Genomic DNA, 21973 nt, shown 5'->3' with positions numbered 1-21973 from the left:
GCGCAAAGCGGTGGAACAGCAACGGCGGAATGGTCGGTGCTAACTGGATGCAGACAAGAAAACGCCGATTCCGTCCTGATTTCCGAACGTCGGCCGCCGGGCTGCGGAGCAGTGTCGAGGACCGGCCCAGCATCCCGCACCGCCCAGCCCGGCCAGTCGGTCCCCGCCCGAGCACCAGATTACTTCGAACTGTGCGCACCGAACTTCCGTGTTTATGATCGACAACCCCCTGACCGGGGACCGACACGGCCGATCGATTCGGCCCGGAGCAGAGCTGAGGTGCGCGACGGTGATCCGCGAGGCGTACGCCTGCTGGGTGCGCGAACCCGGCGTGGCCGAGATCCAGCCGGTGTCGCTGACCGCCCCGGGCCCCGACGAGGTGCTGGTCCGGGCCCGCTACTCCGGGGTCAGCCGGGGCACCGAGACGCTGGTGTTCGCCGGCCGGGTGCCCGCCGACCAGTACGCCTCGATGCGCGCGCCGTTTCAGGAGGGCGAGTTCCCCGGCCCGGTGAAGTACGGCTACCTCAGCGTCGGCGTGGTCGAGCAGGGCCCGCCGGAACTGCTCGGGCGGACGGTGTTCTGCCTGCACCCGCACCAGAGCGCGTACATCGTGCCGGTGAGTGCGGTGGTACCGGTGCCGGAGGGGGTGCCGGCCGCTCGAGCGGTGCTCGCCGGCACTGTGGAGACCGCCGTCAACGCGCTGTGGGACGCGGCTCCGCTGGTCGGTGACCGGGTCACCGTGATCGGCGCGGGCATGGTGGGCTGCTGCGTCGCGGCGCTGCTGGCCCGGTTCCCCGGCGTGCACGTCGAGTTGGTCGACACCGACTCGCGCAGGGCTGGCGTGGCCGGGGCCCTCGGCGTCGACTTCGCCAACCCGGCCGACGCCCGCGGTGACCGGGACCTGGTCGTGCACGCCAGCGCCACCGCCGCCGGCCTGCAACAGTCGCTGGACCTGCTCGCCCCGGAGGGCACAGTCATCGAGCTGAGCTGGTACGGCGACCGCCCGGTGCAGGTGTCACTGGGCGGCGCGTTCCACTCCGGTCGACTCAGCGTGCGCAGCAGCCAGGTCGGCATGGTGGCACCCGCCCGACGGGGACGGCGCAGTTACGCCGACCGGCTGGCGCTCGCCCTGGACCTGCTCGACGACCCGGCCTTCGACGCGTTGATCACTGGCGCGTCGCGCTTCGCGGAGCTGCCCGACGTGCTCGCCAGACTGACCTCGGGCGACCTGCCCGCGCTCTGCCACCTCATCACCTACGAAGACGGAGAGTGACCGTGTTCAGCGTGACCGTTCGGGACCACATGATGATCGCCCACAGTTTCCGAGGCGAGGTGTTCGGGCCCGCCCAACGGCTGCACGGCGCGACGTTCGTGGTGGACGCGACGTTCCGCCGGCCCGACCTGGACGCCGACGGGATCGTGGTGGACATCGGCCTGGCCACCGAGCAGCTGCGGGCCGTGCTGAGCGAGCTGACCTACCGCAACCTCGACGACGAGGCGGCCTTCGCCGGGGTGAACACCACCACGGAGGTGCTGGCCCGTACGGTCGCGGACCGGCTGGTCGAGCGGGTGCACGTCGGTGAGCTGGGCGCGGGGGCGCGCGACCTGGCCGGCATCACCGTCACCCTGCACGAGTCGCACATCGCCTGGGCGAGCTACGAGCGGTCGTTGTGACCGATGCGGGCCGGGCGGTGCACGTCGTCCTGCCCGGTGACATCGACGATCCGGCCACGCCCAGCGGCGGCAACTCCTACGACCGGCGGATCTGCGCGGGGCTGGGCGAGCGCGGCTGGTCGGTGCACGAGCATCCGGTGCCCGGCGCGTGGCCGCACCCCGACCCGGCCGACCGGGCGGCGCTGGGTGGGGTGCTCGCCGCCGCGCCCGACGGCGCCGTGGTGCTGGTCGACGGCCTGATCGCCTCGACCGTGCCGGACCTGCTCGTCCCGCACGCCCGTCGGCTGCGCCTGGTAGTCCTGGTGCACATGCCGCTGGACGACGAGGCGGAAGGCCGGGCGTTGGCCGCCGCTCGGGCCGTCGTCACCACCAGCGAGTGGACCCGTCGCCGCCTGCTGCTGCGCCACCCGCTGCGTCCCGACCGCGTCCGGGTCGCGCAACCGGGGGTGACGCCCGCGCCGCCGATACCCCCCGGATCGGCCACCGGCGGCCGGCTGCTCTGCGTGGCCGCGGTCACCCGCCACAAGGGTCATGACGTGCTGGTCGACGCGTTGACGGTGCTGCCCGAGGCGCCGTGGACGCTGGTCTGCGTCGGCACGCTGGCTCGGGAGCCCGAGCTGGTGCACCGGCTGCGCGACCGGCTCGCCGGCGCGGGCCTCGCCGACCGGGTCCGGCTGGCCGGGCCGCTGACCGGTGCGGCGCTCGACGCCGCGTACGCCGACGCCGACCTGCTCGTGCTGCCGTCCAGAGGCGAGACGTACGGCATGGTCGTCACCGAGGCGCTGGCGCGCGGCCTGCCGGTGCTGGCCACCAGGGTGGGCGGCGTGCCGGAGGCGCTCGGGCGTACCCCCGATGGTGACCTGCCAGGGTTGCTCGTTCCACCGGACGACCCGGCCGCCCTGGCCGGCGCGCTGAGCTGGTGGTTGGGCGACGACCACCTGCGGGACCAACTGCGGCGTGCCGCTCTCGCCCGGCGCGACACCCTGACCGACTGGCCGGTGACCACCGCGTTGCTGGCCGGCGTGCTGAAGGAGGTGGCGGAATGACCGCCGAGGAGACCCTGCCGTTCGCCGACTGGCTGCGGTTGCGTGAGCCGGCCGACGCGGCGGCGCGCGCCGAGGACCTGCTGGATGCCGTCCGGGCCCGGCTGACCGGGGACGCCCCGACGGTGATCCACGACCTGGGTAGCGGCACCGGCTCGATGAGTCGTTGGCTGGCCGCCCGGCTAGCCGGACCACAGCACTGGGTGCTGCACGATCGGGACGCCGACCTGCTGGCCCGGGCCGCCGACGGCATGAGGGGTGTGACCGCCGCCGACGGCGCCCCGGTCACCGTCCACACCCGCTGCGGCGACCTCACCCGGCTGACCGCCGCCGACCTCGCCGACGGTTCCCTGGTCACCGCGTCCGCGCTGCTGGACATGCTCACCGTGGAGGAGGTCGAACGGGTGGCGGCCGCCTGCGTCGGCCGACCAGCCCTGTTCGCCATCTCGGTGACCGGGCGGGTCCGGTTCAGCCCGGCCGACCCGCTCGACGAGGCGGTCGAGGCCGCGTTCAACGACCACCAGCGGCGTACCGTCGAGGGTCGGCGGCTGCTCGGCCCGGATGCCGTCGCCGCCACCGCCGCCGCGTTCGCCCGGCGCGGCGTCGACGTGCGGGAACGGCCCAGCCCGTGGCGTCTCGGCCCGGAGCAGGCCGAGCTGACCGCCGAATGGTTCCGAGGATGGCTCGGGGCCGCCTGCGAGCAGCGCCCGGACCTGGCCGGGCCCACCCAGGCGTACGCCCGCCGCCGGTTGGCCGACGCGGCGGCCGGCCGACTCACCGTGCTGGTCGAACACACTGACCTCCTCGCCGGTGGATGAACCGTTCACGCCCTGGGTACGTGCACTAGGGCAAGTGGACGATCTTCAAAGGGGAGGCCGGCGCCGATGTTCTGGGCCTGGGCACGAGTGGTCGGCGGGGTGGGTCTGCTCGCCGTCCTGCTGTGGCAGGTGGGCAGCGGCCCGTTCCTCGCCGGAGTACGACTGATCGACGCGTCAGCGTTGGCTGCGGCGCTGGCCATCGGGGTGCTCACCACGGTCTGCGCGGCGTGGCGGTGGAGCCTGGTGGCCGGCGGACTCGGCGTACGCCTGCCGCTGGCGACCGCGGTGGCGCACTGCTACCGGGCCGTGTTCCTCAACGCCACACTGCCCGGCGGGGTGCTCGGCGACGTGCACCGGGCGGTACGTCACGGCCGCGACGCCGGTGACGTGAGCCGGGGCATCCGCGCGGTGGTCTGGGAGCGTGCCGCCGGCCAGGTGGTCCTGGTCGGGGTTGCGCTGGTGGTGCTCGCCGCCTTCCCGTCCCCGGTACGGCCGTACCTGCCGGTCGCCGCCGCGATCCTCGTCGCCGGCGGGCTGGTCATCGTGTTGTTGGCCCGGGTCCTCCCGAACGGTGGCGGGTCGCGCTGGGCGACGGCACTGCGTACGGCCGTGGCGGACGTACGGTCGGGGCTGCTGGCGCGGCGCACCTGGTTCGGTGTGCTGGTCGCCTCGGCCGTGATGGTCGCCGGCCACCTGGCCACCTTCCTGGTGGCGGCGCGCACCGCCGGATCGGACGCCCCGCTGTCCCGACTGCTGCCGTTGACGCTGCTCGCCCTGCTCGCCATGGGCCTACCGTTGAACGTGGCCGGCTTCGGGCCGCGTGAGGGGGTGGCGGCGTGGGTGTTCGGCGCGGCCGGTCTCAGCGCGGCCGAGGGTGTCGCCACCGCCACCGTCTACGGTGCACTGGTGTTGGTGGCCAGCCTGCCCGGCGCCGCCGTGTTGCTGGCCCGTCGGCGTCGAATTCCGGTCGCCGCCCGGGAAGCGACCTCCGGCGGCGGCTGTTGAAGTCGGTTGTGAGACGGTACGCGTCGCCGGAGGGCGGTGGCGCCGGACAAAGGAGTCCCATGCCCGAAGCATTGCCGGTTGCCACGATCCGCACGCAGGTCACGGTGCCGCTGGCGTTCCCAGACGGCTACACCACGACCGCCCGGGTGTTCACCTTCAAGGGCCTGGTGGACGGTCGGGAGCACCTGGCCCTCGGCCTCGGCGACTGGGCCGGCGCCCTGGACCGGCTCGCCGTCGGGGGAGAAGCCCCGCTGGTTCGTCCGCACAGCGAGTGCCTGACCGGCGACGTGTTCGGCAGCGAACGCTGCGACTGCGGCCCGCAACTGCGCGAGGCGGTGCAGCGGATCGCCGAGACCGGTGGTTTCCTGCTCTACCTGCGGCAGGAGGGCCGTGGCATCGGCCTGTACGCCAAGCTGGACGCGTACGCGTTGCAGGACGCCGGGTTGGACACCTACCAGGCCAACGTCGCGTTGGGCCGCGGCGAGGACGAGCGGGACTACACCGCCGCCGCGCAGATGCTGGCCACGTTGGGCGTGCCGCGGGTCCGACTGCTGAGCAGCAACCCGGACAAGGCCGAGCAGTTGACCCGGCTGGGTGTGGACGTGGCCGAACGGGTGCTCACCAGCGTCTTCCTTTCGCCGGCCAACGCCGACTACCTGGCGGCGAAGGCGGCCAAGGCGGCGGAGGTCGAGGCGGCCGAGGCGGCGGATGCGCTCGCGGGCCGTGCTCCTGAGCGGCCCGTCTCCCGATGAGCTGGCGGCCGGGGCCGACGCGGCCGTACGTGCTGCTGAGTTGTGCCGCCTCCATCGACGGGTACATCGACGACGCCTCCGAGCAGCGGTTACTGCTGTCCAACGAGGAGGACCTGGACCGCGTGGACGCGGTCCGGGCCAGCTGCGATGCCATTCTGGTCGGCGCCGGCACCGTCCGACGGGACGACCCTCGGCTGCTGGTGCGCTCCCCGAGCCGCCGGGCCGAGCGGGTGGCGGCCGGTCGGGCGGCGTCGCCCACCAAGGTCACCCTGACCGCCCAGGGCGACCTCGACCCGACCGCCCGCTTCTTCACCGCCGGTGATTCGGCCCGGCTCGTCTACTGCGCCACCGGCGCGCTGGAGAAGACCGAGGAGCGGGTCGGCCGACTGGCCACCGTGATCGACGCGGGTGAGCCCGTCGACCCGGGGTGGCTGCTGACCGACCTGGCCGCCCGGGGCGTACAGCGGCTGATGGTGGAGGGCGGCGGGAGGGTGCACGCCCAGTTCCTCGCCGCCGGTCTCGCCGACGAACTGCACCTGGTGGTCGCCCCGTTCTTCGTCGGTGACGGCCGGGCGCCCCGCTTCGTCGGCGAGGGTCGCTTCCCCTGGCACCCGGGTCGCCGAGCCCGCCTGGCCGAGGCCCGCCAGATCGGCGACGTGGTCCTGCTCCGCTACGCCCTCTCCGACCTCTGCCCCACCGACCCCGCCCGCAGCTAACGGTTGATCATGAGGTTGGCGGGTGATTCGATCTCCGCAGAACCCGCCAACCTCATGATCACCCCGACCGGGTGGGTGGGTGGGGTTATTTCGTGGACGGCGGGGGTTGGGTCGGACAGGATTTCCGGATGTCCGTACCGAGCCTGGCTTTGCTGCGCTGGCAGTTCGACCTGACGTGGTCGCTGTTCGAGTACCACCTTGAGCGACTCGAACCCGGGGATTTCCTCTGGGAGCCGGCCGACCACTGCTGGTCGGTGCGGCAGAGCACCGACGGCACCTGGATCCCGGACTGGGCCGACACCGAACCCGACCCGGTCCCGGTGCCGACGATCGGCTGGCTCACCTGGCACGTCGGCTGGTGGTGGACCGTGGCGATGGACCATCTCCGGGGTGGATCAGCGCGGCAGCGCACGGCCGTCGTCTGGCCGGGTGCGGGCGAGCCCAGCGTCGCCTGGCTGCGGGGCCTGCGCACCGAATGGCTGGGTCTGCTCGACCAGCTCGGCGACAGTGACCTCGACCGCATCGCGACGTTCCCCTGGCCGGACGGGACCGACCACACCGTCACGCACACGATCGGTTGGGTCAACTCGGAGCTGATGAAGAACGTCGCGGAGATCGGTCAGCTCCGGCTGCTCCGCGCCGCAGGGGCCGATCGATACGGCCCGGCCTGACGCCGGGGCGCCAGAGGAGGGATGGCGGGGTCTCGGGCGGAGCAGAAGCCAATGGCGCAAAAGTGGTAAGTCCTCGCTAGACACGAGACGTGGGACCTTCCCGATGACTGATTCCTTGCGTACATCTGACATCTTCGGTGCTGTCTTCCTCGATTTCAGCGCCGCTGGCTCTGCAAAACTACGCTGAGTCATTTCTTCCCGCTGCTTGGTCCTTGCTTAGATCGCCTCCGACATGATAGAAATTCGTGCATGGAGATGCGTAATGCATCGCCTGCTTTGTTGCACAGCCCGTTGTCCATTTCTAAATCGGGGAGACTGTCTTGCGAGTTCGAAGTGTCTTAACTGCTCTGGCCATGATGATTACTGTTTCAGTGATCGGCGCGGCGCCCGCTCATGCCGAGTCAAGCAGCAAATTAGATGGTAACTCATTCGCAAACCAGGCACGGGCTGGAAAACTCTCTGAACGGCAGGCGGAAACTCTCCAGGAGAAGGTTGACGCGTACCTTCAGAAGACTGGCGGGAAGCAAATCTCGCTCAACGAGATCGAGATCGATAATGGCGTGCTCAAGGTCGCTGTCCCCGGCGAGGCGCACCCGAGAGATTTTGTCAACGCCCCGACCAGTGTGGCCCTTGCCAGTCGGTGCTTAGATGGTCAGTACAATGGCTGGTTCTGCGCGTTCCGTTCCACTGGTTTCTCCGGCGACACGCTTGAATGGTACAACTGCGGAACCTACAATATGCCTTGGACTGGTTACGGCTCCTGGCGTAACAATCAAACCAGAGGCACGGTTGCCAAATTCATCAATGCTTCCGGTGGCGTGATTTACTCGACGCCTGGCGCCTACTCCAGCAGCACCAGTTACAACTGGACGCCCGTCTACAAGGTCAAGCCCTGCTGAACGGGTCGGCCTTGCTCTAGCTGATACAGCGCTGCTACCGCTTACCTTCCAAGGGTGAGCGGTAGTCGTGCTTGTCTGGATGAGCCTTTGCGCAACCTCAGTACGTCGTCCTTGACTGATGAGAAACGAAAGCTCGCCGTGTCTCTGTCAAACAGCACCGCTGTGCAGGTCCGTCGGCTCCCGGGTGGGCGGAGGCGACTGCGCCGACGCGGAGCAGATCTCTGCGGCTGGGCGGGATTCATGCCCCCGATCCTGTCGCCGCCGGTCGGGCACGTGCAGTACTTTCCACACGGAGTGCCGTGACGAAGCCGGAGGCGGCGTGCTCAGTGCCCGGTGTGTCGAGTGCGAGGCGGACCTGCCCGTCGGCGCCGGCCGGGGGCGCCCGCGCCGCTACTGCTCCCGACGCTGCCAGGCTCGCGCGTACCGCAGGCGTCGCGAGCACGGCCCCACCAGCACCCCGCGTCGGATTCGGGACCTGCCCGCGCCGACCGGCGGCGACCCGCGCCACCGGTTGGTCGCCCTCGCGGTCGACCTGGCGGACGCCGGGGGGCTGGACGCCGTCTCCCTGCGGGTCCTCGCCCAACGCGGCGGCCTGCCCGCCCACGCCGTGTACCGGCACGTCCGGAACCGGGCCGACCTCCTCGCCGCGATGGCCGAGCAGGTCACCGCCACCAGCCCGACCGCCACCAGCCCGACCGGCACCGCGCCACAACCGCGTGATCCGCGCCAACGGCTCGAACGGTTGGCCGGGGACGAGTGGGCGATGTACCGCCGCCATCCCTGGCTGCTGGCCATCCTCGCCACCGACCGGCCGCCGACCGGGCCGGCGGTACTCGCCATGGTCGACCGGGTGGTCGCGGCGTTCACCAGCGCCGGGTACGACCCGGCCGAGGCGTTCCGCGCCTATCTGGCGCTCAGCGGCTACATCCAGGGGATGGCCCTGCTCATCCGGCGTGACCCCGGGGACACCACCTACCACGCCTGGTGGTCGGCGACCCGCACCCGGCTGGAGCGGACCGGCCGTACCCGGGACCGACAGTGGCTGGCCGCTGCCGGGCAGACCAGACCCGACACCGACCTGGACACCTGGTTCCAGTTCGGCCTGCGCGGGCTGCTCGACGGCCTGTTGCGCAGACCCGCTCGGTAGGGTGTTCGGCGTGCCGCGACTGGTGAAAGTCACTCAGGACAATGTGGAGGCCGCGTGCCGGGTGAGCGTGCGGCCCGACCAGGAGAAGTTCTCGTCTCCGGTCGCCTGGTCCCTCGCCGAGGCGTACGCGCAGCCCGAGATCGCGTGGCCGCGTCTGCTCGTCGAGGATGACGAGATCGTCGGCTTCCTGATGGGCTTCTTCGACATCGTGTGGGATCCGGCCCAACCGGACGACAGGCGCTCGGGGCTGTGGCGGCTGAACATCGCCGCCGAGCACCAGGGCCGGGGGTACGGCCGCTTCGCGGTACAGGCCGTCCGCGACGAGGCCCGCCGACGGGGGCACGACCGCGTCTACACGACGTGGAAGCCGGGGCCGGACGGCCCGGAGCAGTTCTACCTGAAACTCGGGTTCCAGCTGACCGGGGAGACCAGCGAGGACGAGGTGGTGGGCGTCCACTCCACCCACTGACCGGACGCCACCGACCACCCCGGACCGAGTGATCAGCAGTGCGGCGGGGCCTGCGTACGATGCGGGGTCGAGTTCCCCTCGTCGCGGCGGAGGTACCGAACAATGGCAGGCCAGCACGAGGGTTTCGCTCTCGGCATCGACCTCGGTACGTCCAACACGGTCGCGGTGCTGCGCTGGCCGGACGGGCGGACCCGTCCGCTGCTGATGGACGGTCAACCGCTCAGTCCGTCCGCCGTCTACGCCGACCCGGACGGCACCCTGCACACCGGCTGGGACGCCCGCCGGTTGGCGCAGGCCGACCCCGCCCGGTTCGAGGCGAACCCGAAGCGTCGGGTGGACGAGCCGACCGTGCAGCTCGGTGACCGTGCGTACCCGCCGGCCGACCTGCTCGCCGCGGTACTGGCGGCGGTAGGCCGGGCGGCGGTGGGCGCTGTGGGTTTCCTGCCGCCGGCCGTGGTCACCTGCCCGGCCGCCTGGGACGCGACGCGGCGGCAGGTCCTCGCCGACGCGCTGCTGAGGGCGGGCTGGCCGCAGGCGGTCGAGCACACTCTCGCCGGGCCGACGCCGCCAGGCACCCGGCTGCTGCGGGAGCCGGTGGCCGCCGCCCGCTACTACACGCAGGTGCTGCACCGTCCGGTGCCGGTCGGTGGGGCGATCGCGGTCTTCGACTTCGGTGGCGGGACGCTCGACGTCGCGGTGCTGCGCAACGAGGGTGCGGACCCCTGGGGTGACTCCGGCTTCAGCGTGGTCGCCGACGGTGGCCTGCCCGACCTGGGCGGTCTGGACCTCGACGCCGCGCTGGTGCGGCGGGTCGGCGAGTTGGTCGGTGAGCGGCACGCCGCGCAGTGGGCCCGGCTCACCCGACCGGCGGATCCGGCCCAGCGCCGCGACCAGGTCCGGCTCTGGGACGAGGTACGAGGTGCGAAGGAGACCCTGTCCCGGTCTGCGGTCGCCCCGGTCGCGGTGCCGGGAGTGGCCGAGACGATCCAGCTGACCCGGGCGGACGTCGAGCGGGTGGCCACGCCGCTGCTGCGACGGGCGGTGCAGCGGGCCCGGGAGGTCATCGCCGCCGCCGGGCTGCGCCCCGACCAGCTCGACGGGCTGTTCCTGGTGGGCGGGTCGTCACGAATCCCGCTGGTGGCCCGCATGCTGCACGCCGAGCTGGGGATCGCGCCGACGGTGCTGGATCAGCCGGAGTTGCCGGTGGCCGAGGGTGCCCTGACCGACCTGCCGCTGCGCAAGCCGCTGCCCGCCCCGGCGTACGCGGGAGCGCCGCTCGCACCACCCGCGCCGGCTCCGGTGAGCCCACCCGCCCCAGCCGGAGCCCCCGCGCCGGTCGTACCGTCGCAGCCCTGGCCGGGATCCACCCCGCCGGCGGGCCCGCCCCCCGGGCCGGGCCTGGCCGGCGTCAGCCCGACCCCGCCGGACGGCGCGACAGGCTGGCGGCGGGCGCGCTGGGTGGTGCTCGGCGCGGTGCTGGCCCTGGCCGGGGTGGCCACCGCGGCGACGCTCTACCTGACCCGGGACCGCTACCCGGATCTGAAGTTCGACTCGCTGCGCGAGCTGTCCCGGCCGTCGGCCGGCGCCGAACGGCCGGTCGACATGTGGACGGCGGTGCTCGACGACCGGGCCTACCTCGCGTTCCCGCTGCCGGACGACCGCCTGGAGGTGGTGGCCGTCGACGCCAGCACCGGCGACACGCTGTGGCGCAAACAGACCGACGTGCGGGCCGACGACTGGGAAGCGATCATCGCCATCCCCGGTGGGGTCGCGGTCCTCGCCGACGCACCGGGCGACAGCACCCCCCGACCGCTTGCCGTCCTCGACGGCCGTAACGGCGAGCAGCGCTGGCAGCGTGTTCTCCGTGGTAACGACGACGTCTACTTCGCCGACGACACAGCGGTGCTGGTGGACCGGGCCGCTGACGAACTGGTCGGCCTGCGCCTGACCAACGGCTCGGCGAAGTGGAGGCAGCCCAACCCCCGCGGCCAGTACGCCGGTGGCCGTACCGTGGTCCGGCCGGTCGGCACCGACGCGGCGGCGGGCGGACCGGCCTTCCTCGACGGCACGCCCCGCAACCCGTGGACGAGCAAGGGGCGGCGACTCGTCCAGGTGGGTGCGGACCGGTCGGTGCGGCTGATCGACATGGCATCCGGCGCGGTGCTGCGCCAGTGGGGGAGCGTCGCCGACCTCGACGACCTGGTGGTCGCCCACGAGGACCGCCTGTACGTGGCCGCCAACGAGGGTGGCTACCAGCTGCTCGCGTACGACCTGGGTTCCGACGCCGAGCCGGTGGTGCTGCACCGGTCCGGGAACGACGAGTACCGCCCGAAGGAGCTCATCGCCTGCGGTGAGCGGCGGGCCTGCCTGTTGCAGGTGCCGAACAATGACGTCGCGCGCACCGAGGTGGTGGCGGCCACCGAGGGTGAGCGCATGATCAGCTGGTCGGCGCCGGGCGTGACCGGCCTGGTTGCGTTGGGTGAGCAGGTGCTCGCCCAGCGGGAGTTCCCGGAGCCGATCGTCACCGTCTTCGACGCCGCCGGCAAGCCGGTGCTGCGCGACCGGGGCGGGGTGGCGGTCCGTCTCGACGCGGGCAACCTGCTGGTCTTCGCCAAGGCACCCAGCGTGGTCGCGGACAACCGGGTGGTGGCCGGGGTGTGGGCCGAGTCCGGGGAGGTCGACGAGTTGGGTGAGCTGAAGGACGTGCGCAGCTCGTCCTGCTCGTGGAACACCCACGTGATCGCCTGTGGCGCGGACAAGGACTTCGTGCTGTACCGCTTCACCGACGACTGACGTCAACGGTCCACCGGTCGGCTCGTACGATGCTCCGGTGAATCTTCGAGGCACGGTCCGCGCCGATCGTCCGTTGGTGGTCCTTGCCGTGGGGGAGGAGGCCCGCTACCTGCCGCCCGAGCTGCCGGTCCTGCTCACCGGCATGGGCAAGGTGAACGCCGCCAGCGCGGTGGCCGCGGTGCTGGCCGCCGGGCCGCGCCCCGCCCTGCTGCTCAACCTGGGTACGGCGGGCGCGTTGCGCCCCGGGTGGGCCGGCATCCACGAGGTCGCCACAGTTCTCCAGCACGACCTGGACACCGACCTGCTGCGCACGCTCACCGGCGAGACCTACGGTGCGCCGCTGTCGCTGGCCGCCGAGGGCGCGGTGCTGGCCACCGGTGACACCTTCGTGGCCGACGACGTGGAGCGGGACCGGTTGGCGCAGCGCGCCGACCTGGTCGACATGGAGGGGTACGCGGTGGCCTGGGCCGCCGCGCAGGCCGGCGTGCCGTGCCGGCTGGTCAAGCAGGTCAGCGACGAGGCGGGGGAGGGCGCGGCCCGGACCTGGCAGGAGTCGGTGGACGCGTGCGCCCGCGACCTCGCCGAGTGGGCCGCTCGACACTTCGCCTGAACAGGCAGGGGTCAGTCGTCTGGTTGCCGCAGCCGCAGGCCCGGTGTGGTCTCCCGGGCCGCTCCGGGAATCAGGATGTGCGCCGCCAGCGTGAGCGCCACGACCGTGGTGACCAGCAGCGGCGGCCAGCGGCCGGCCCACGGCAGCGTCAGCAGCGGCAGGGGGAGGCAGAGCATTCGCCGCCACGGCACGAGCATGGACACCAGCAGGGTGAACAGGGCGCGGCCGATCACGAACAGCGCGGGACCGCCCAGGATCAGTAACAGCCACCCCACCGGCGTGGTGCCGGTCGGCCGGCTGACGACCCTGTCGAACGAGGCCGCCGTGGCGACCACCCCGACCAGCATCACCAGGTGGGTGTATGGAGCCACCCGCGCCGGCCGGCCCGACTTCGGCCCGGCCGCAGCCTCCAGCAGCTCGCCGGCCCGGAAGACGTAGGCCTGCCAGAGCAGCAGCATGATGGCGAACGCGCAGAACAGCGCGGCGACCCGGAGCCCGGCCAGCGGGCCCCGGCTGACCTGCAGCGTGGGCACCAGGATGATGTCGCCGAGAGCCAGAATGACGAACTGCTGGTACCGCTCGCCCAGATGCGCGGTGGTCCGCTCGTACTGGTCGAAGGGCACCCGGCCCAGCCAGGGCGTGGGGTAGCGGGCCGCGGCGGAAAGCAGGTCGATCGTGATGGCGATGGTCCAGAGGGCCCAGTTCACCGTGCCGGACACCGCGCCGGTGATCCAGAAGACGCCGGACACCACGAACCAGAAGAAGAACCGGGCGGCCCGGACCATGGCCGCCCGATGTCGCTGCCGGTACAACGTCGTGACCAGGATGATGCCGCGGATCACGTGCGTGGCGACGTAGGAGATCGCGAAAACCATCGCGTGCCCGTCGGAGACCATCGGCAACGACGCCGCCATCCCCACCGAACCGACCATGGCGACCATCAGGATGGTCTGGATGGGGCGCTGCTGCGGGTCGTAGAACTCGGTGGTGGTGGAGGTGACCGACCAGGTCCACCAGATCGCCGTCAGCATCAGCAGGACCATCGCGGCGCCGGACCAGTTGTGGACTTCCGCGAGCAGGGTCGAGGTCAGCGCGAGCGAGGCCACGAAGACCACGTCGAAGAGCAACTCCAGCAGTGTGGCTCGCGTCGAACCGTCCGGCCGGCGTACCAGTGCCGCGGTGCCTCCGGTGGTCATGCGCGGCCTCCCGCCGTGTCTCCGAGGATTATCGGCGGTGCCGGCGCGGCCCGTCCCCGGATCGGCGATTCCCGCCGATCGGGGAAGCGCGGCGGCCGGAGGTTGCCACGGCGAGCGCGGGTCAGTCGTCGGGTTGGCGCAGCCGCAGGCCCGGCGTGGTCTCCCGGGCCGCTCCGGGAAACAGGATGTGACCGGCCAACCCGAGCGCCACGATCGTGGCTACCAGCACCGGCGGCCAACCGCCGGCCCACGGCAGCACCAGCAGCGGCAAGAGCTGCCAGGCAATTCGCCGCCACGGCACGACCCACGACACCGCCATGGTGAAGAGGACGCGGCCGAGCACGAACAGCGTCGGGCCGGTGATGATCAGCACGAGCCACGGCACCGGCGTCGTTCCGGTCGGCCTGGTGACGATCAGGTCGAAGGCGGCGGCGGTGCTGGCCACGCCGGCCAGCATGACCAGATGGGTGAACGGGGCCAGTCGCGTTGCCCGGCTCCCCTTGGACCCGGCCGCCACCAACAACTCGCCGGCGCGGAAGACGTAGATCTGCCAGAGCAGCAGCATGGTGGCAAAGGCGCAGAGCAGGGAGGCGAGCCGGAGGTGATCGAGATGTCCCCGGCTGACCTGCAGCGTCGGCAACAGGATGATGTCGCCGAGGGCCAGGATGATGAACTGTTGGTACCGCTCGCCCAGGTGCTCGGTGGTCCGTCCGTACTGGGGGAGCGGTACCCGGCCCAGCCAGGGTGTGGGATAGCGGGCCGCCCCGGCGACCAGGTCGATCGTTATGGCGATCGTCCAGAGCCCCCAGTTCGGAGTCTCTGACAGCGCGCCGAGGACCCAGAAGACGCCGGACACCGTGAACCAGAAGAGAAACCGGGTGGCCCGCTCCCTGGCCGTCCGGTGCCCCTGCCGGTGCAGGGCGGTGACCAGGATGATGCAGCGAATCACGTGCGTGCCGACGTACGAGATCACGAAGAGCATCAGGTGCGCGATGCTGACCATCGGCAGCGATGCCGCCATCCCCACCGAACCGACCATGGTGATCATCAGGATGGCCTGGATCGGTCGTTGCTGCGGATCGTAGAACTCGGTCGTTGTCGTGGTGACCGACCACGTCCACCAGACGGCGGTCAGCATCAGCAGCAGCTTGGCGCCGCCGGACCAGGAGAGCTCTTCGGACAGCAGTTTCGATGTCAGTGCGAGGGCGGCCACGAAGACCACGTCGAAGAGCAACTCCAGCAGTGTTGCCCGGGTCGACTGGTCCAGCCGGCGTACCAGCGCCGCATTCCCTTTGGTGGTCATGCCTGGCCTCCCGCCGCGTCTCCCGAGGAATTATCGGCGGCCCCGACACGGGCCGTCCCCGGATCGGCGATTCCCGCCGGCCGGGGAAGAGGGCGGCTGGAGGTTGCCACGGCGTCGGGCGCCGGGCGATGCTTTATCGCATCCATCAATCTCGATCTCTTCGGAGGTTCGGATGCGCCGCTCCCCGCTGGTCGCCCTCGTCCTGACCGCCCTGCTGCTCGTCGCGCCCGGCGCGGCGCAGGCCGCCGTCCCCGACCGGGCCGCCGCGCCCGCCGCCGACCCGGCGGCCACGCTGACCGGGGTACGCACCGCGGGCACCGCCTGGGGTCTCGACCCCGCCACCGGCCGGATGACCCTCACCGTCGACGACACAGTGGCCCCCAGCGAACTGGCCGCACTGCGGGCGGTGACCGACCGGGTCGGCGTGCTGCTGCGCCGCGAACCCGGAACGCTGCGCCCCCTGATCGCCGGCGGGCAGGGCATCTACGGCGGCGGTGGCGCGCGCTGCTCGCTCGGCGCGAACGCGCGCAGCGGCAGCACCTATTACGTGATCACCGCCGGGCACTGCACCACCGCCGCCGCCACCTGGTACGCCGACAGCGCCCGGACCACAGTGCTCGGCACCCGCACCGCCACCAGCTACCCCACCAACGACTACGGGCTGATCCGCTACACCGGCCGGATCGCCCACCCGAGCGCGGTCTACACCTACCCCGGCCTGCTGACCATCAACGGCCCCGGCAACGCGTACATCGGTCAGGCGGTGTGCCGCAGCGGCAGCACCACCGGCGTGCGCTGCGGCACCGTCACCGGTCTCAACCAGACCGTCAACTACGCCACCGGCGTGATCTACGGCCTGATCCGCACCAACATCTGCGCCGAGCCGGGGGACAGCGGCGGACCGCTCTACGTGGCCGCCACCGGCACCATCCTCGGCATCCTCTCCGGCGGCACCGGCAACTGCACCGCCGGCGGCACCACCTACTACCAGCCGATCGCGGAGGTGCTGGCCGCGTACGGGTTGACGTTGCCCTGAGCGTCGAGGTGTGACGCGCGACAGGTTGCCCGCCCCGCGCGGGACACCTAGGCTCGGCGACGCCCAGCACCCCCGCCGCGAGGACGTGTGCCCGATGCCGACCGCCCCCCGACCTGACCAGGCGAGTGTCCCGGCCGGCCTTCCGTCGATCGAGGTGGCCGCGGTGGGGGAGACGATGGTGGTGCTCTGCCCCGCCCCGGGTGAGCCGCTGGAGCGCGCCGAGCGGGTCGCCGTGTCGGTCGGTGGAGCCGAGTCCAACGTGGCCGGTTACCTGGCCCGCCTGGGACACCTGACGACCTGGGTGAGCCGGGTCGGCGACGATCCCTTCGGTCGGGCCGTCGTCCGGCACGTCGCCGCCGCCGGCGTCCGTGTCGATCAGGTGTGCGTGGACCCGGCCGCCCCCACCGGCCTGTACGTCAAGGATCCGGGCCCGGAGGGGACCGCCGTGCACTACTACCGGGCCGGGTCGGCGGCCGCCCGGATGGACCCCGCCACGCTGGCCGACCCGGCGCTGGCCGGTGCCCGGGTGCTGCACCTGTCCGGGATCACCCCGGCGCTCTCCGCGTCCTGCCGGGCGCTGGTCGAGCACGCGGTGACCGACCGGCCGCTGGCGCAGGCGTTGGTCAGTTTCGACGTCAACCACCGGGCCCGGCTGTGGTCCGCCGAGCAGGCCGCTCCGGTGCTGCGCGACCTCGCCAACCGCTGCGACCTCGTCTTCGTCGGGCAGGACGAGGCGGAAACCCTCTGGGGCACCACCGACCCGACGGCCGTACGCGAGTTGTTGCCCGATCCGGAGACGGTGGTGGTCAAGGACGGCTCGGTGGGCGCCACCGCACTGGTCCGCGACGCCGAACCGGTCTTCGTGCCCGCGCCCCGGGTGACGGTGGTGGAGCCGGTCGGCGCCGGAGACGCCTTCGCCGCCGGCTACCTGGCCGGGCTGCTACGCGGCCTCGACCCCGTGCGGCGGTTGCGCCTCGGTCACCTCGTCGCGGCGCAGGCGTTGACCAGCAGCGGCGACAACGCCCCGGTCCCGCCGTGGGCCTGGTTCGAGAAACTCATCGACGCCCCCGACGACGCCTGGTCGCCGCTCGACCTGACCGACCCGGGGGCGACGACCTGAGTCGGGCCGGCGGGTTACGACACGACCAGCAGCAACAGTCCCACCGCGACCTCGGATGGAGTGCACCATGACCACACCGGACTTCGACCACATCTTCGGCGGCGCCCGGGTGATGGCGATCCTTCGCGGCCTGCCGGTCGCCGAGACCGTTCGGCTCGCCGAGCGTGCCTGGGATCTCGGCATCGACGTGGTGGAGGTTCCGGTGGCCACCGCCGACGCGGTGCCGGCTCTGCGGGCCGCCGTCGAGGCGGGGGCCGAGCGCGACCGGATCGTCGGCGCCGGCACCGTGCTCGACGTCGAACAGGTCGCCGCGGCGGCCGACGCGGGCGCCCGGTTCACCGTCGCGCCCGGCCTGGACCTCGCGGTCGCCGACGCCGCCGCCGCGCGTGGCCTGCCGCACCTGCCCGGTGTGGCCACCCCGACCGAGGCCCAGCAGGCACTGCGGCACGGCCTCACCTGGCTCAAGGCGTTCCCCGCTATCTCCCTCGGCCCGGCCTGGTTCAAGGCCGTCGCCGGCCCGCTGCCGCAGTTGCGCTTCGTCGCCACCGGCGGCCTCGACGCCGGCAACGCCGGCGCGTTCCTGCAAGCGGGCGTACGCGTGGTGGCCGTCGGCTCCGCCCTCTCCGACCCCACCCAACTGGACGCCCTCGCCACCCTGACCCGCCCCACCCCCTAGCCGCCCTCCCGCCCAGCCCCGCCCCGCCCCCGCCCCCGCCCCCGCCGATCTTGCACTTGCGGTTGTCGATGCGTCCTGATTCGCGGCTTTGGTCGCGACAGAAAGTGCAAGATCGACGGGGGCGGGGCGGGACGGGGGCGGGGCGGGACGGGGGCGGGGCGGGACGGGGGCGGGGCAAGTGCGGGGGAGGGTGGCGGGGTTGCGCCATGGCGTAAGTGCGTCGGGGTGCGGTGCGCGGTTGGTGTGGGCTCTGCGTCGATGCTGTGGTGCGTACCACTTCTCGACACAAAGAGGTCATCGTGGCTCTGTCTCACCGGCGCCGCCGATCCGGGCTGATCGCCCTCGGCGCCGCCCTCACCCTGGCGGCCGGGTTCACCCCACCCGGCGCGGGAGCGGCCGCCGCCCCGCCGAACAACCCCGACCGCCCGGCGGGTCAACCCCCGGCCGCCGCCGGACGCGCGTCCACCGTCACTCTGATCACCGGTGACACGGTCACCGTCACCACCGCGGCGGACGGCAGCACGGTGTCGACAGTGCGCCGGCCGGACGGCAGCACCCCAAGCTTCCACCGCACCGTGCGCGACGGCGACACCTACGTCTACCCGGACGCCGCCCTGTCCTATGTGACCAGTGGTGTGCTGGACCGGCAACTGTTCAACGTCACCGACCTCATCGCCGACGGCTACGACGACGCGCACACCGACGCGCTTCCGCTGATCGTCACGATGACCGACGCGGCGGCCCGCAACCGCACCCGCCCCACCGTCGACGGCGCGGAACTGGTCCGACAGTTGGACAGCGTGCAGGGCGCGGCGCTGACCCGCCAGCGCGCCGCCGCCGACCGGTTCTGGACCGCGCTGACCGCCGGTTCGACCCGGCGTACGGGTGACGCCCCGACCCTGGCCAACGGCATCGCCAAGGTCTGGTTGGACGGTCGGGTGCACGCGGACCTGGCCGAGTCCACCGCGCAGATCGGCGCGCCGAAGCTGTGGGCCGAGGGCAACACCGCCACCGGTGTCGACGTCGCGGTGCTCGACTCGGGTGCGGACGCCGAACACCCGGATCTCGTCGGCCAGATCGCCGAGTCCAGCAGCTTCGTGCCCGAGGAGCCCGACATCCTCGACTACAAGGGCCACGGCACGCACGTCGCCTCGACGATCGCCGGTACCGGCGCCGCGTCCGGTGGCGCCGAGCGGGGTGTCGCCCCGGGTGCCCGCCTGCACATCGGCAAGGTGCTCAACAGCGAGGGCAGCGGACAGAACTCGTGGATCATCGCCGGCATGGAGTGGGCGGCCCGCGAGCAGAAGGCCCGGGTGGTCAGCATGAGCCTGGGCGGTGAGGCCACCGACGGCAGCGACCCGATGAGCCAGGCGGTCGAGCGACTCAGCGCCGAGACCGGCGCCCTCTTCGTGATCGCCGCCGGCAACAGCGGCCCGGCCAGCATCGGCAGCCCGGGCGCCGCCAACTCCGCGCTCACCGTCGGCGCGGTCGACAACACCGACCACCTCGCCGACTTCTCCAGCCAGGGGCCACGCGCCGGCGACGGCGGGCTCAAGCCCGAGATCACCGCCCCCGGCGTGGACATCCTCGCGGCCCGCTCGCATCTCGTGCGGGGCTCCGGCGACTACACGCTGATGAGCGGCACGTCGATGGCCACCCCGCACGTGGCCGGCACGGCTGCGCTGGTCGCCGCCGCGCACCCGGACTGGACCGGTCAGCGAATCAAGGAAGCGCTGGTCAGCACGGTCAAGGCCACCCCCGGGTACACCCCGTACCAGGCGGGTGCCGGCCGGGTCGACGCGGTCGCCGCCGCGCACGCCACCGTCTTCGCCACCCCGAGCGCCTACTCCGGCTTCCAGGCGTGGCCGCAGCAGCCGGGCACGACAGTCGACCGTACGGTCACCTACACCAACCTCGGCAGCGCGCCGGTCGACCTGAAGCTGGCCCTCGACGCGGCCACCGCGCCGGCCGGACTGTTCGCGCTCTCCGCCGACCGGGTCACAGTGCCCGCGGGCGGCACCGCCACCGTGACGGTGACCGCCGCGTACGACAAGCTGCCGGTGGAGAAGCAGGTCAGCGGCATGATCGTCGCCACCGACGACACCGGTGCGGTGCGCGGGCGCACCCTGATCGGCGCCGGCAAGGAGGGCCAGCGGCAGAACCTGACGCTGGTCGCCAAGGACCGCGACGGCAAGCCGCTCGTCGGCAAGGTCATCCTCACCGCCGACACCCTCTTCACCGCCGTGGACCTTCCCGAGAGCGGCACCGCCACGCTGCGGCTGCCCGTGGCGAGCTGGAACGGCTGGATCTCCGCGGACGTACGCGGCGCGCATGGGCCGCACTCCAAGGGCATGGCGATGCTCAGCTTCACCGACGTGAACCTGGACCGCGACCGCACCGTCATCCTGGACGCGCGCGCCGCCCGACAGGTGCAGGCCCGGGTGCCGCAGGAGGCCGCCGCGAGCGCGCTGCGGATGGACATCCACCGGTCCACGAAGAACGGTCTCACCGAGAGTCAGGTGCTGCCCGACGACTCGTACGACAGCATGTGGGCGTTGCCGACGAGCCGTCCGGTGACCGACGGCGAGTTCGAGTTCGGTGCCCGGTGGCGGCTGGAGCAGCCGGCCCTGACCGTTTCGGCGGGCGGTCGTTCGTACGACGATCTGTTGGTGAAGCGGGCCACCCCGGCGCTGCCGGCCGGTCGTCGCCAACTGGACGCGGTCTACGTCGCCGACGCGTCGGCGGCGGGGCTGGCCAAGCGTCCGGTGCGGGACCGGGCCGTGGTGGTGCGCCGCAGTGACAGTGTGGACATCGCCACCCAGGCGCAGGCCGCCGCGGCGGCCGGAGCGAAGCTGCTGCTCGTGGTGAACGACGGCGTCGGTCGGCTCCAGCCGTGGGACGAGGCGCCGTGGAGCCCGGAGAGCCCGGCCCCGGTGACCGTGGCGACCCTCGGCGCCGACGAGGGTGGGCAGCTCATCGCCGCGCTGGAGCGCGGCGCGGTGCGGCTCACCGTCGAGTCGCACCCGGAGACCAGCTACCTGTACGACGTGGCGCACCACTGGACCGGCACGGTGCCGGCCGACCCCACCTACCGGCCCACGAAGCGGGAGTTGGCCCGGGTCGACGTGGAGTTCCGCAACTACCGGCAGGGCAAGGCGCTGGAGTTCCGCACCGACGTGTGGCGCGGCTGGGCGTCGAGCAACCAGGAGCCGGCCCCGGCGCAGGGCCGACGCACCGACTGGGTGAGCGCCGACCAGCGGTGGATCGACGACGCGTTCATCGCCGGCGAGACCGGTCAGCACCTGATGGCGGTGACCACGTACCCGGCCGGCAAGCCGAGTGCGGTCACCTGGTTCGGGCCGATCCAGCGACCCCGGATGGGCGGCAGTTACGTGCCGGTCCGGTACCTGGACACCGTCTACCTGCCCGCGCCCGGGTGGGGCGACGGGGGCGGCCACATCGGTGAGGCGTACGCGAACTACGACATGGTCAACCGGACCACCCTCTACCAGGGTGACAAGGAGCTGGACTGGGGTAACGCCGAGTACCTCCAGGTCTCCGGGCTGGCGTCTGAGCGACTGCCGTACCGGCTGGTGGTGGAGAACGACCGGGCCGCGTGGACCAACCCGTACTCCCGGCAGACCCGCACCGAGTGGGGCTTCCACTCTGCGGTCACCGGGGAGGAGTCGACCGAGGTCCTGCCGATGATCCAGCTGGACTACCAGGTGGCCATCGACTCCGCCGGCACTGCGTCGCGGCGGGCACCGCTGACCGTTGTCGCCTCCCACCTGCCCGACGTCACCGGCACGATCGGGGCGGTGACCGTCGAGGTGTCCTACGACGACGGGGCGACCTGGCAGAAGCAGCGTCTGACCCGGCACGGCGACGGCTGGCGTACCTCGCTGGCCGCGCCGGCGAAGGCCGGCTTCGTGAGCCTGCGCACCACGGCGCGTGACAGCGCCGGCAACACCGTGAGCCAGAGCATCAGCCGGGCGTTCGGCCTGCGCTGACAGCACTGCGGCCTGCCGCCGCTCGGGGTGCGCGA

19 protein-coding genes are annotated in these 21973 nt (G+C 72.3%); 17 read left to right on the top strand and 2 right to left on the bottom strand.

All coding sequences use genetic code 11. The features are described 5' to 3' along the window. The first annotated feature begins 289 nt into the window (after positions 1-289). The 13 genes from GA0070561_RS10215 (at position 290) to GA0070561_RS10160 (ending at position 12597) form a co-directional block, all read left to right on the top strand. Positions 290-1273, top strand: coding sequence for a zinc-dependent alcohol dehydrogenase (locus GA0070561_RS10215; protein ID WP_091398812.1), 984 nt, complete (start codon positions 290-292; stop codon positions 1271-1273). Between the two features lie 2 nt (positions 1274-1275). After that, complete coding sequence (locus GA0070561_RS10210) at positions 1276-1674, top strand: 6-pyruvoyl trahydropterin synthase family protein (protein WP_091400138.1); 399 nt, start codon at positions 1276-1278, stop codon at positions 1672-1674. Further along, on the top strand, positions 1671-2720 hold the full coding sequence (locus GA0070561_RS10205) for a glycosyltransferase family 4 protein (protein WP_091398811.1): 1050 nt from the start codon (positions 1671-1673) through the stop codon (positions 2718-2720). Before GA0070561_RS10210 ends, GA0070561_RS10205 begins: the two co-directional genes overlap by 4 nt. Continuing rightward, complete coding sequence (locus GA0070561_RS10200; RefSeq protein WP_091398810.1) at positions 2717-3535, top strand: class I SAM-dependent methyltransferase; 819 nt, start codon at positions 2717-2719, stop codon at positions 3533-3535. The genes GA0070561_RS10205 and GA0070561_RS10200 overlap by 4 nt, the downstream gene beginning before the upstream one ends. A 66-nt stretch (positions 3536-3601) precedes the next feature. Beyond that, complete coding sequence (locus GA0070561_RS10195; RefSeq protein ID WP_091398809.1) at positions 3602-4540, top strand: lysylphosphatidylglycerol synthase transmembrane domain-containing protein; 939 nt, start codon at positions 3602-3604, stop codon at positions 4538-4540. A gap of 59 nt (positions 4541-4599) precedes the next feature. Beyond that, positions 4600-5292 (top strand): GTP cyclohydrolase II, encoded by a 693-nt coding sequence (locus GA0070561_RS10190; RefSeq protein WP_091398808.1) that lies wholly within the window; start codon positions 4600-4602, stop codon positions 5290-5292. Then, entirely contained in the window at positions 5289-6008 is a 720-nt protein-coding gene (locus tag GA0070561_RS10185; RefSeq protein WP_091398806.1) for a RibD family protein, read from the top strand. The genes GA0070561_RS10190 and GA0070561_RS10185 overlap by 4 nt, the downstream gene beginning before the upstream one ends. Positions 6009-6136: 128 nt before the next feature. After that, a complete protein-coding gene (locus GA0070561_RS10180; protein ID WP_091398804.1) occupies positions 6137-6679 on the top strand; it encodes a DinB family protein in 543 nt (180 codons plus the stop codon). A gap of 320 nt (positions 6680-6999) precedes the next feature. Further along, positions 7000-7578, top strand: a complete 579-nt coding sequence (locus tag GA0070561_RS33005) for a hypothetical protein (protein WP_208603729.1) — start codon at positions 7000-7002, stop codon at positions 7576-7578. 319 nt (positions 7579-7897) lie between these two features. Beyond that, entirely contained in the window at positions 7898-8725 is an 828-nt protein-coding gene (locus GA0070561_RS10175; protein WP_091398802.1) for a TetR/AcrR family transcriptional regulator, read from the top strand. A 10-nt stretch (positions 8726-8735) separates the two neighbouring features. Further along, on the top strand, positions 8736-9194 hold the full coding sequence (locus tag GA0070561_RS10170) for a GNAT family N-acetyltransferase (RefSeq protein ID WP_208603728.1): 459 nt from the start codon (positions 8736-8738) through the stop codon (positions 9192-9194). Positions 9195-9296: 102 nt separating this feature from the next. Continuing rightward, complete coding sequence (locus tag GA0070561_RS10165; protein WP_091398798.1) at positions 9297-11987, top strand: hsp70 family protein; 2691 nt, start codon at positions 9297-9299, stop codon at positions 11985-11987. Between the two features lie 37 nt (positions 11988-12024). Then, positions 12025-12597: a nucleosidase gene (locus GA0070561_RS10160; protein ID WP_091398796.1), complete on the top strand. Its 573-nt coding sequence runs from the start codon at positions 12025-12027 to the stop codon at positions 12595-12597. 11 nt (positions 12598-12608) lie between these two features. Here the strand turns inward: GA0070561_RS10160 and GA0070561_RS10155 are convergent, their stop codons facing one another. Together GA0070561_RS10155 and GA0070561_RS10150 are read right to left on the bottom strand one after the other, a co-directional pair. Continuing rightward, the gene (locus GA0070561_RS10155) at positions 12609-13793 is read right to left on the bottom strand and encodes a low temperature requirement protein A (RefSeq protein ID WP_091398794.1); all 1185 of its coding nucleotides are present in this window, start codon (positions 13791-13793) and stop codon (positions 12609-12611) included. A 121-nt stretch (positions 13794-13914) separates the two neighbouring features. Beyond that, entirely contained in the window at positions 13915-15096 is a 1182-nt protein-coding gene (locus tag GA0070561_RS10150; RefSeq protein ID WP_091398791.1) for a low temperature requirement protein A, read from the bottom strand. A 172-nt stretch (positions 15097-15268) separates the two neighbouring features. Here GA0070561_RS10150 and GA0070561_RS10145 point away from each other — a divergent pair, with 172 nt between their 5' ends. The 4 genes from GA0070561_RS10145 to GA0070561_RS10130 all read left to right on the top strand — a co-directional run bounded on the left by GA0070561_RS10145 (position 15269) and on the right by GA0070561_RS10130 (position 21938). Next, a complete protein-coding gene (locus tag GA0070561_RS10145) occupies positions 15269-16132 on the top strand; it encodes a S1 family peptidase (protein ID WP_091398788.1) in 864 nt (287 codons plus the stop codon). A gap of 94 nt (positions 16133-16226) precedes the next feature. After that, positions 16227-17252 carry a sugar kinase gene (locus tag GA0070561_RS10140; RefSeq protein ID WP_091398785.1) on the top strand — a complete coding sequence of 342 codons (1026 nt, stop codon included), beginning with the start codon at positions 16227-16229 and terminating at the stop codon, positions 17250-17252. Positions 17253-17319: 67 nt separating this feature from the next. Further along, positions 17320-17928: a bifunctional 4-hydroxy-2-oxoglutarate aldolase/2-dehydro-3-deoxy-phosphogluconate aldolase gene (locus GA0070561_RS10135; protein WP_091400136.1), complete on the top strand. Its 609-nt coding sequence runs from the start codon at positions 17320-17322 to the stop codon at positions 17926-17928. A gap of 299 nt (positions 17929-18227) precedes the next feature. Beyond that, positions 18228-21938, top strand: a complete 3711-nt coding sequence (locus GA0070561_RS10130) for a S8 family serine peptidase (protein ID WP_091398781.1) — start codon at positions 18228-18230, stop codon at positions 21936-21938. The last annotated feature ends 35 nt before the right edge of the window (positions 21939-21973 follow it).

It is taken from the genome of Micromonospora saelicesensis (assembly GCF_900091575.1).
Lineage (GTDB): Bacteria > Actinomycetota > Actinomycetes > Mycobacteriales > Micromonosporaceae > Micromonospora > Micromonospora saelicesensis.
The sequence above is the reverse complement of the archived record's forward strand: the minus strand, read 5'-3'. Positions and strand labels throughout refer to the sequence as shown.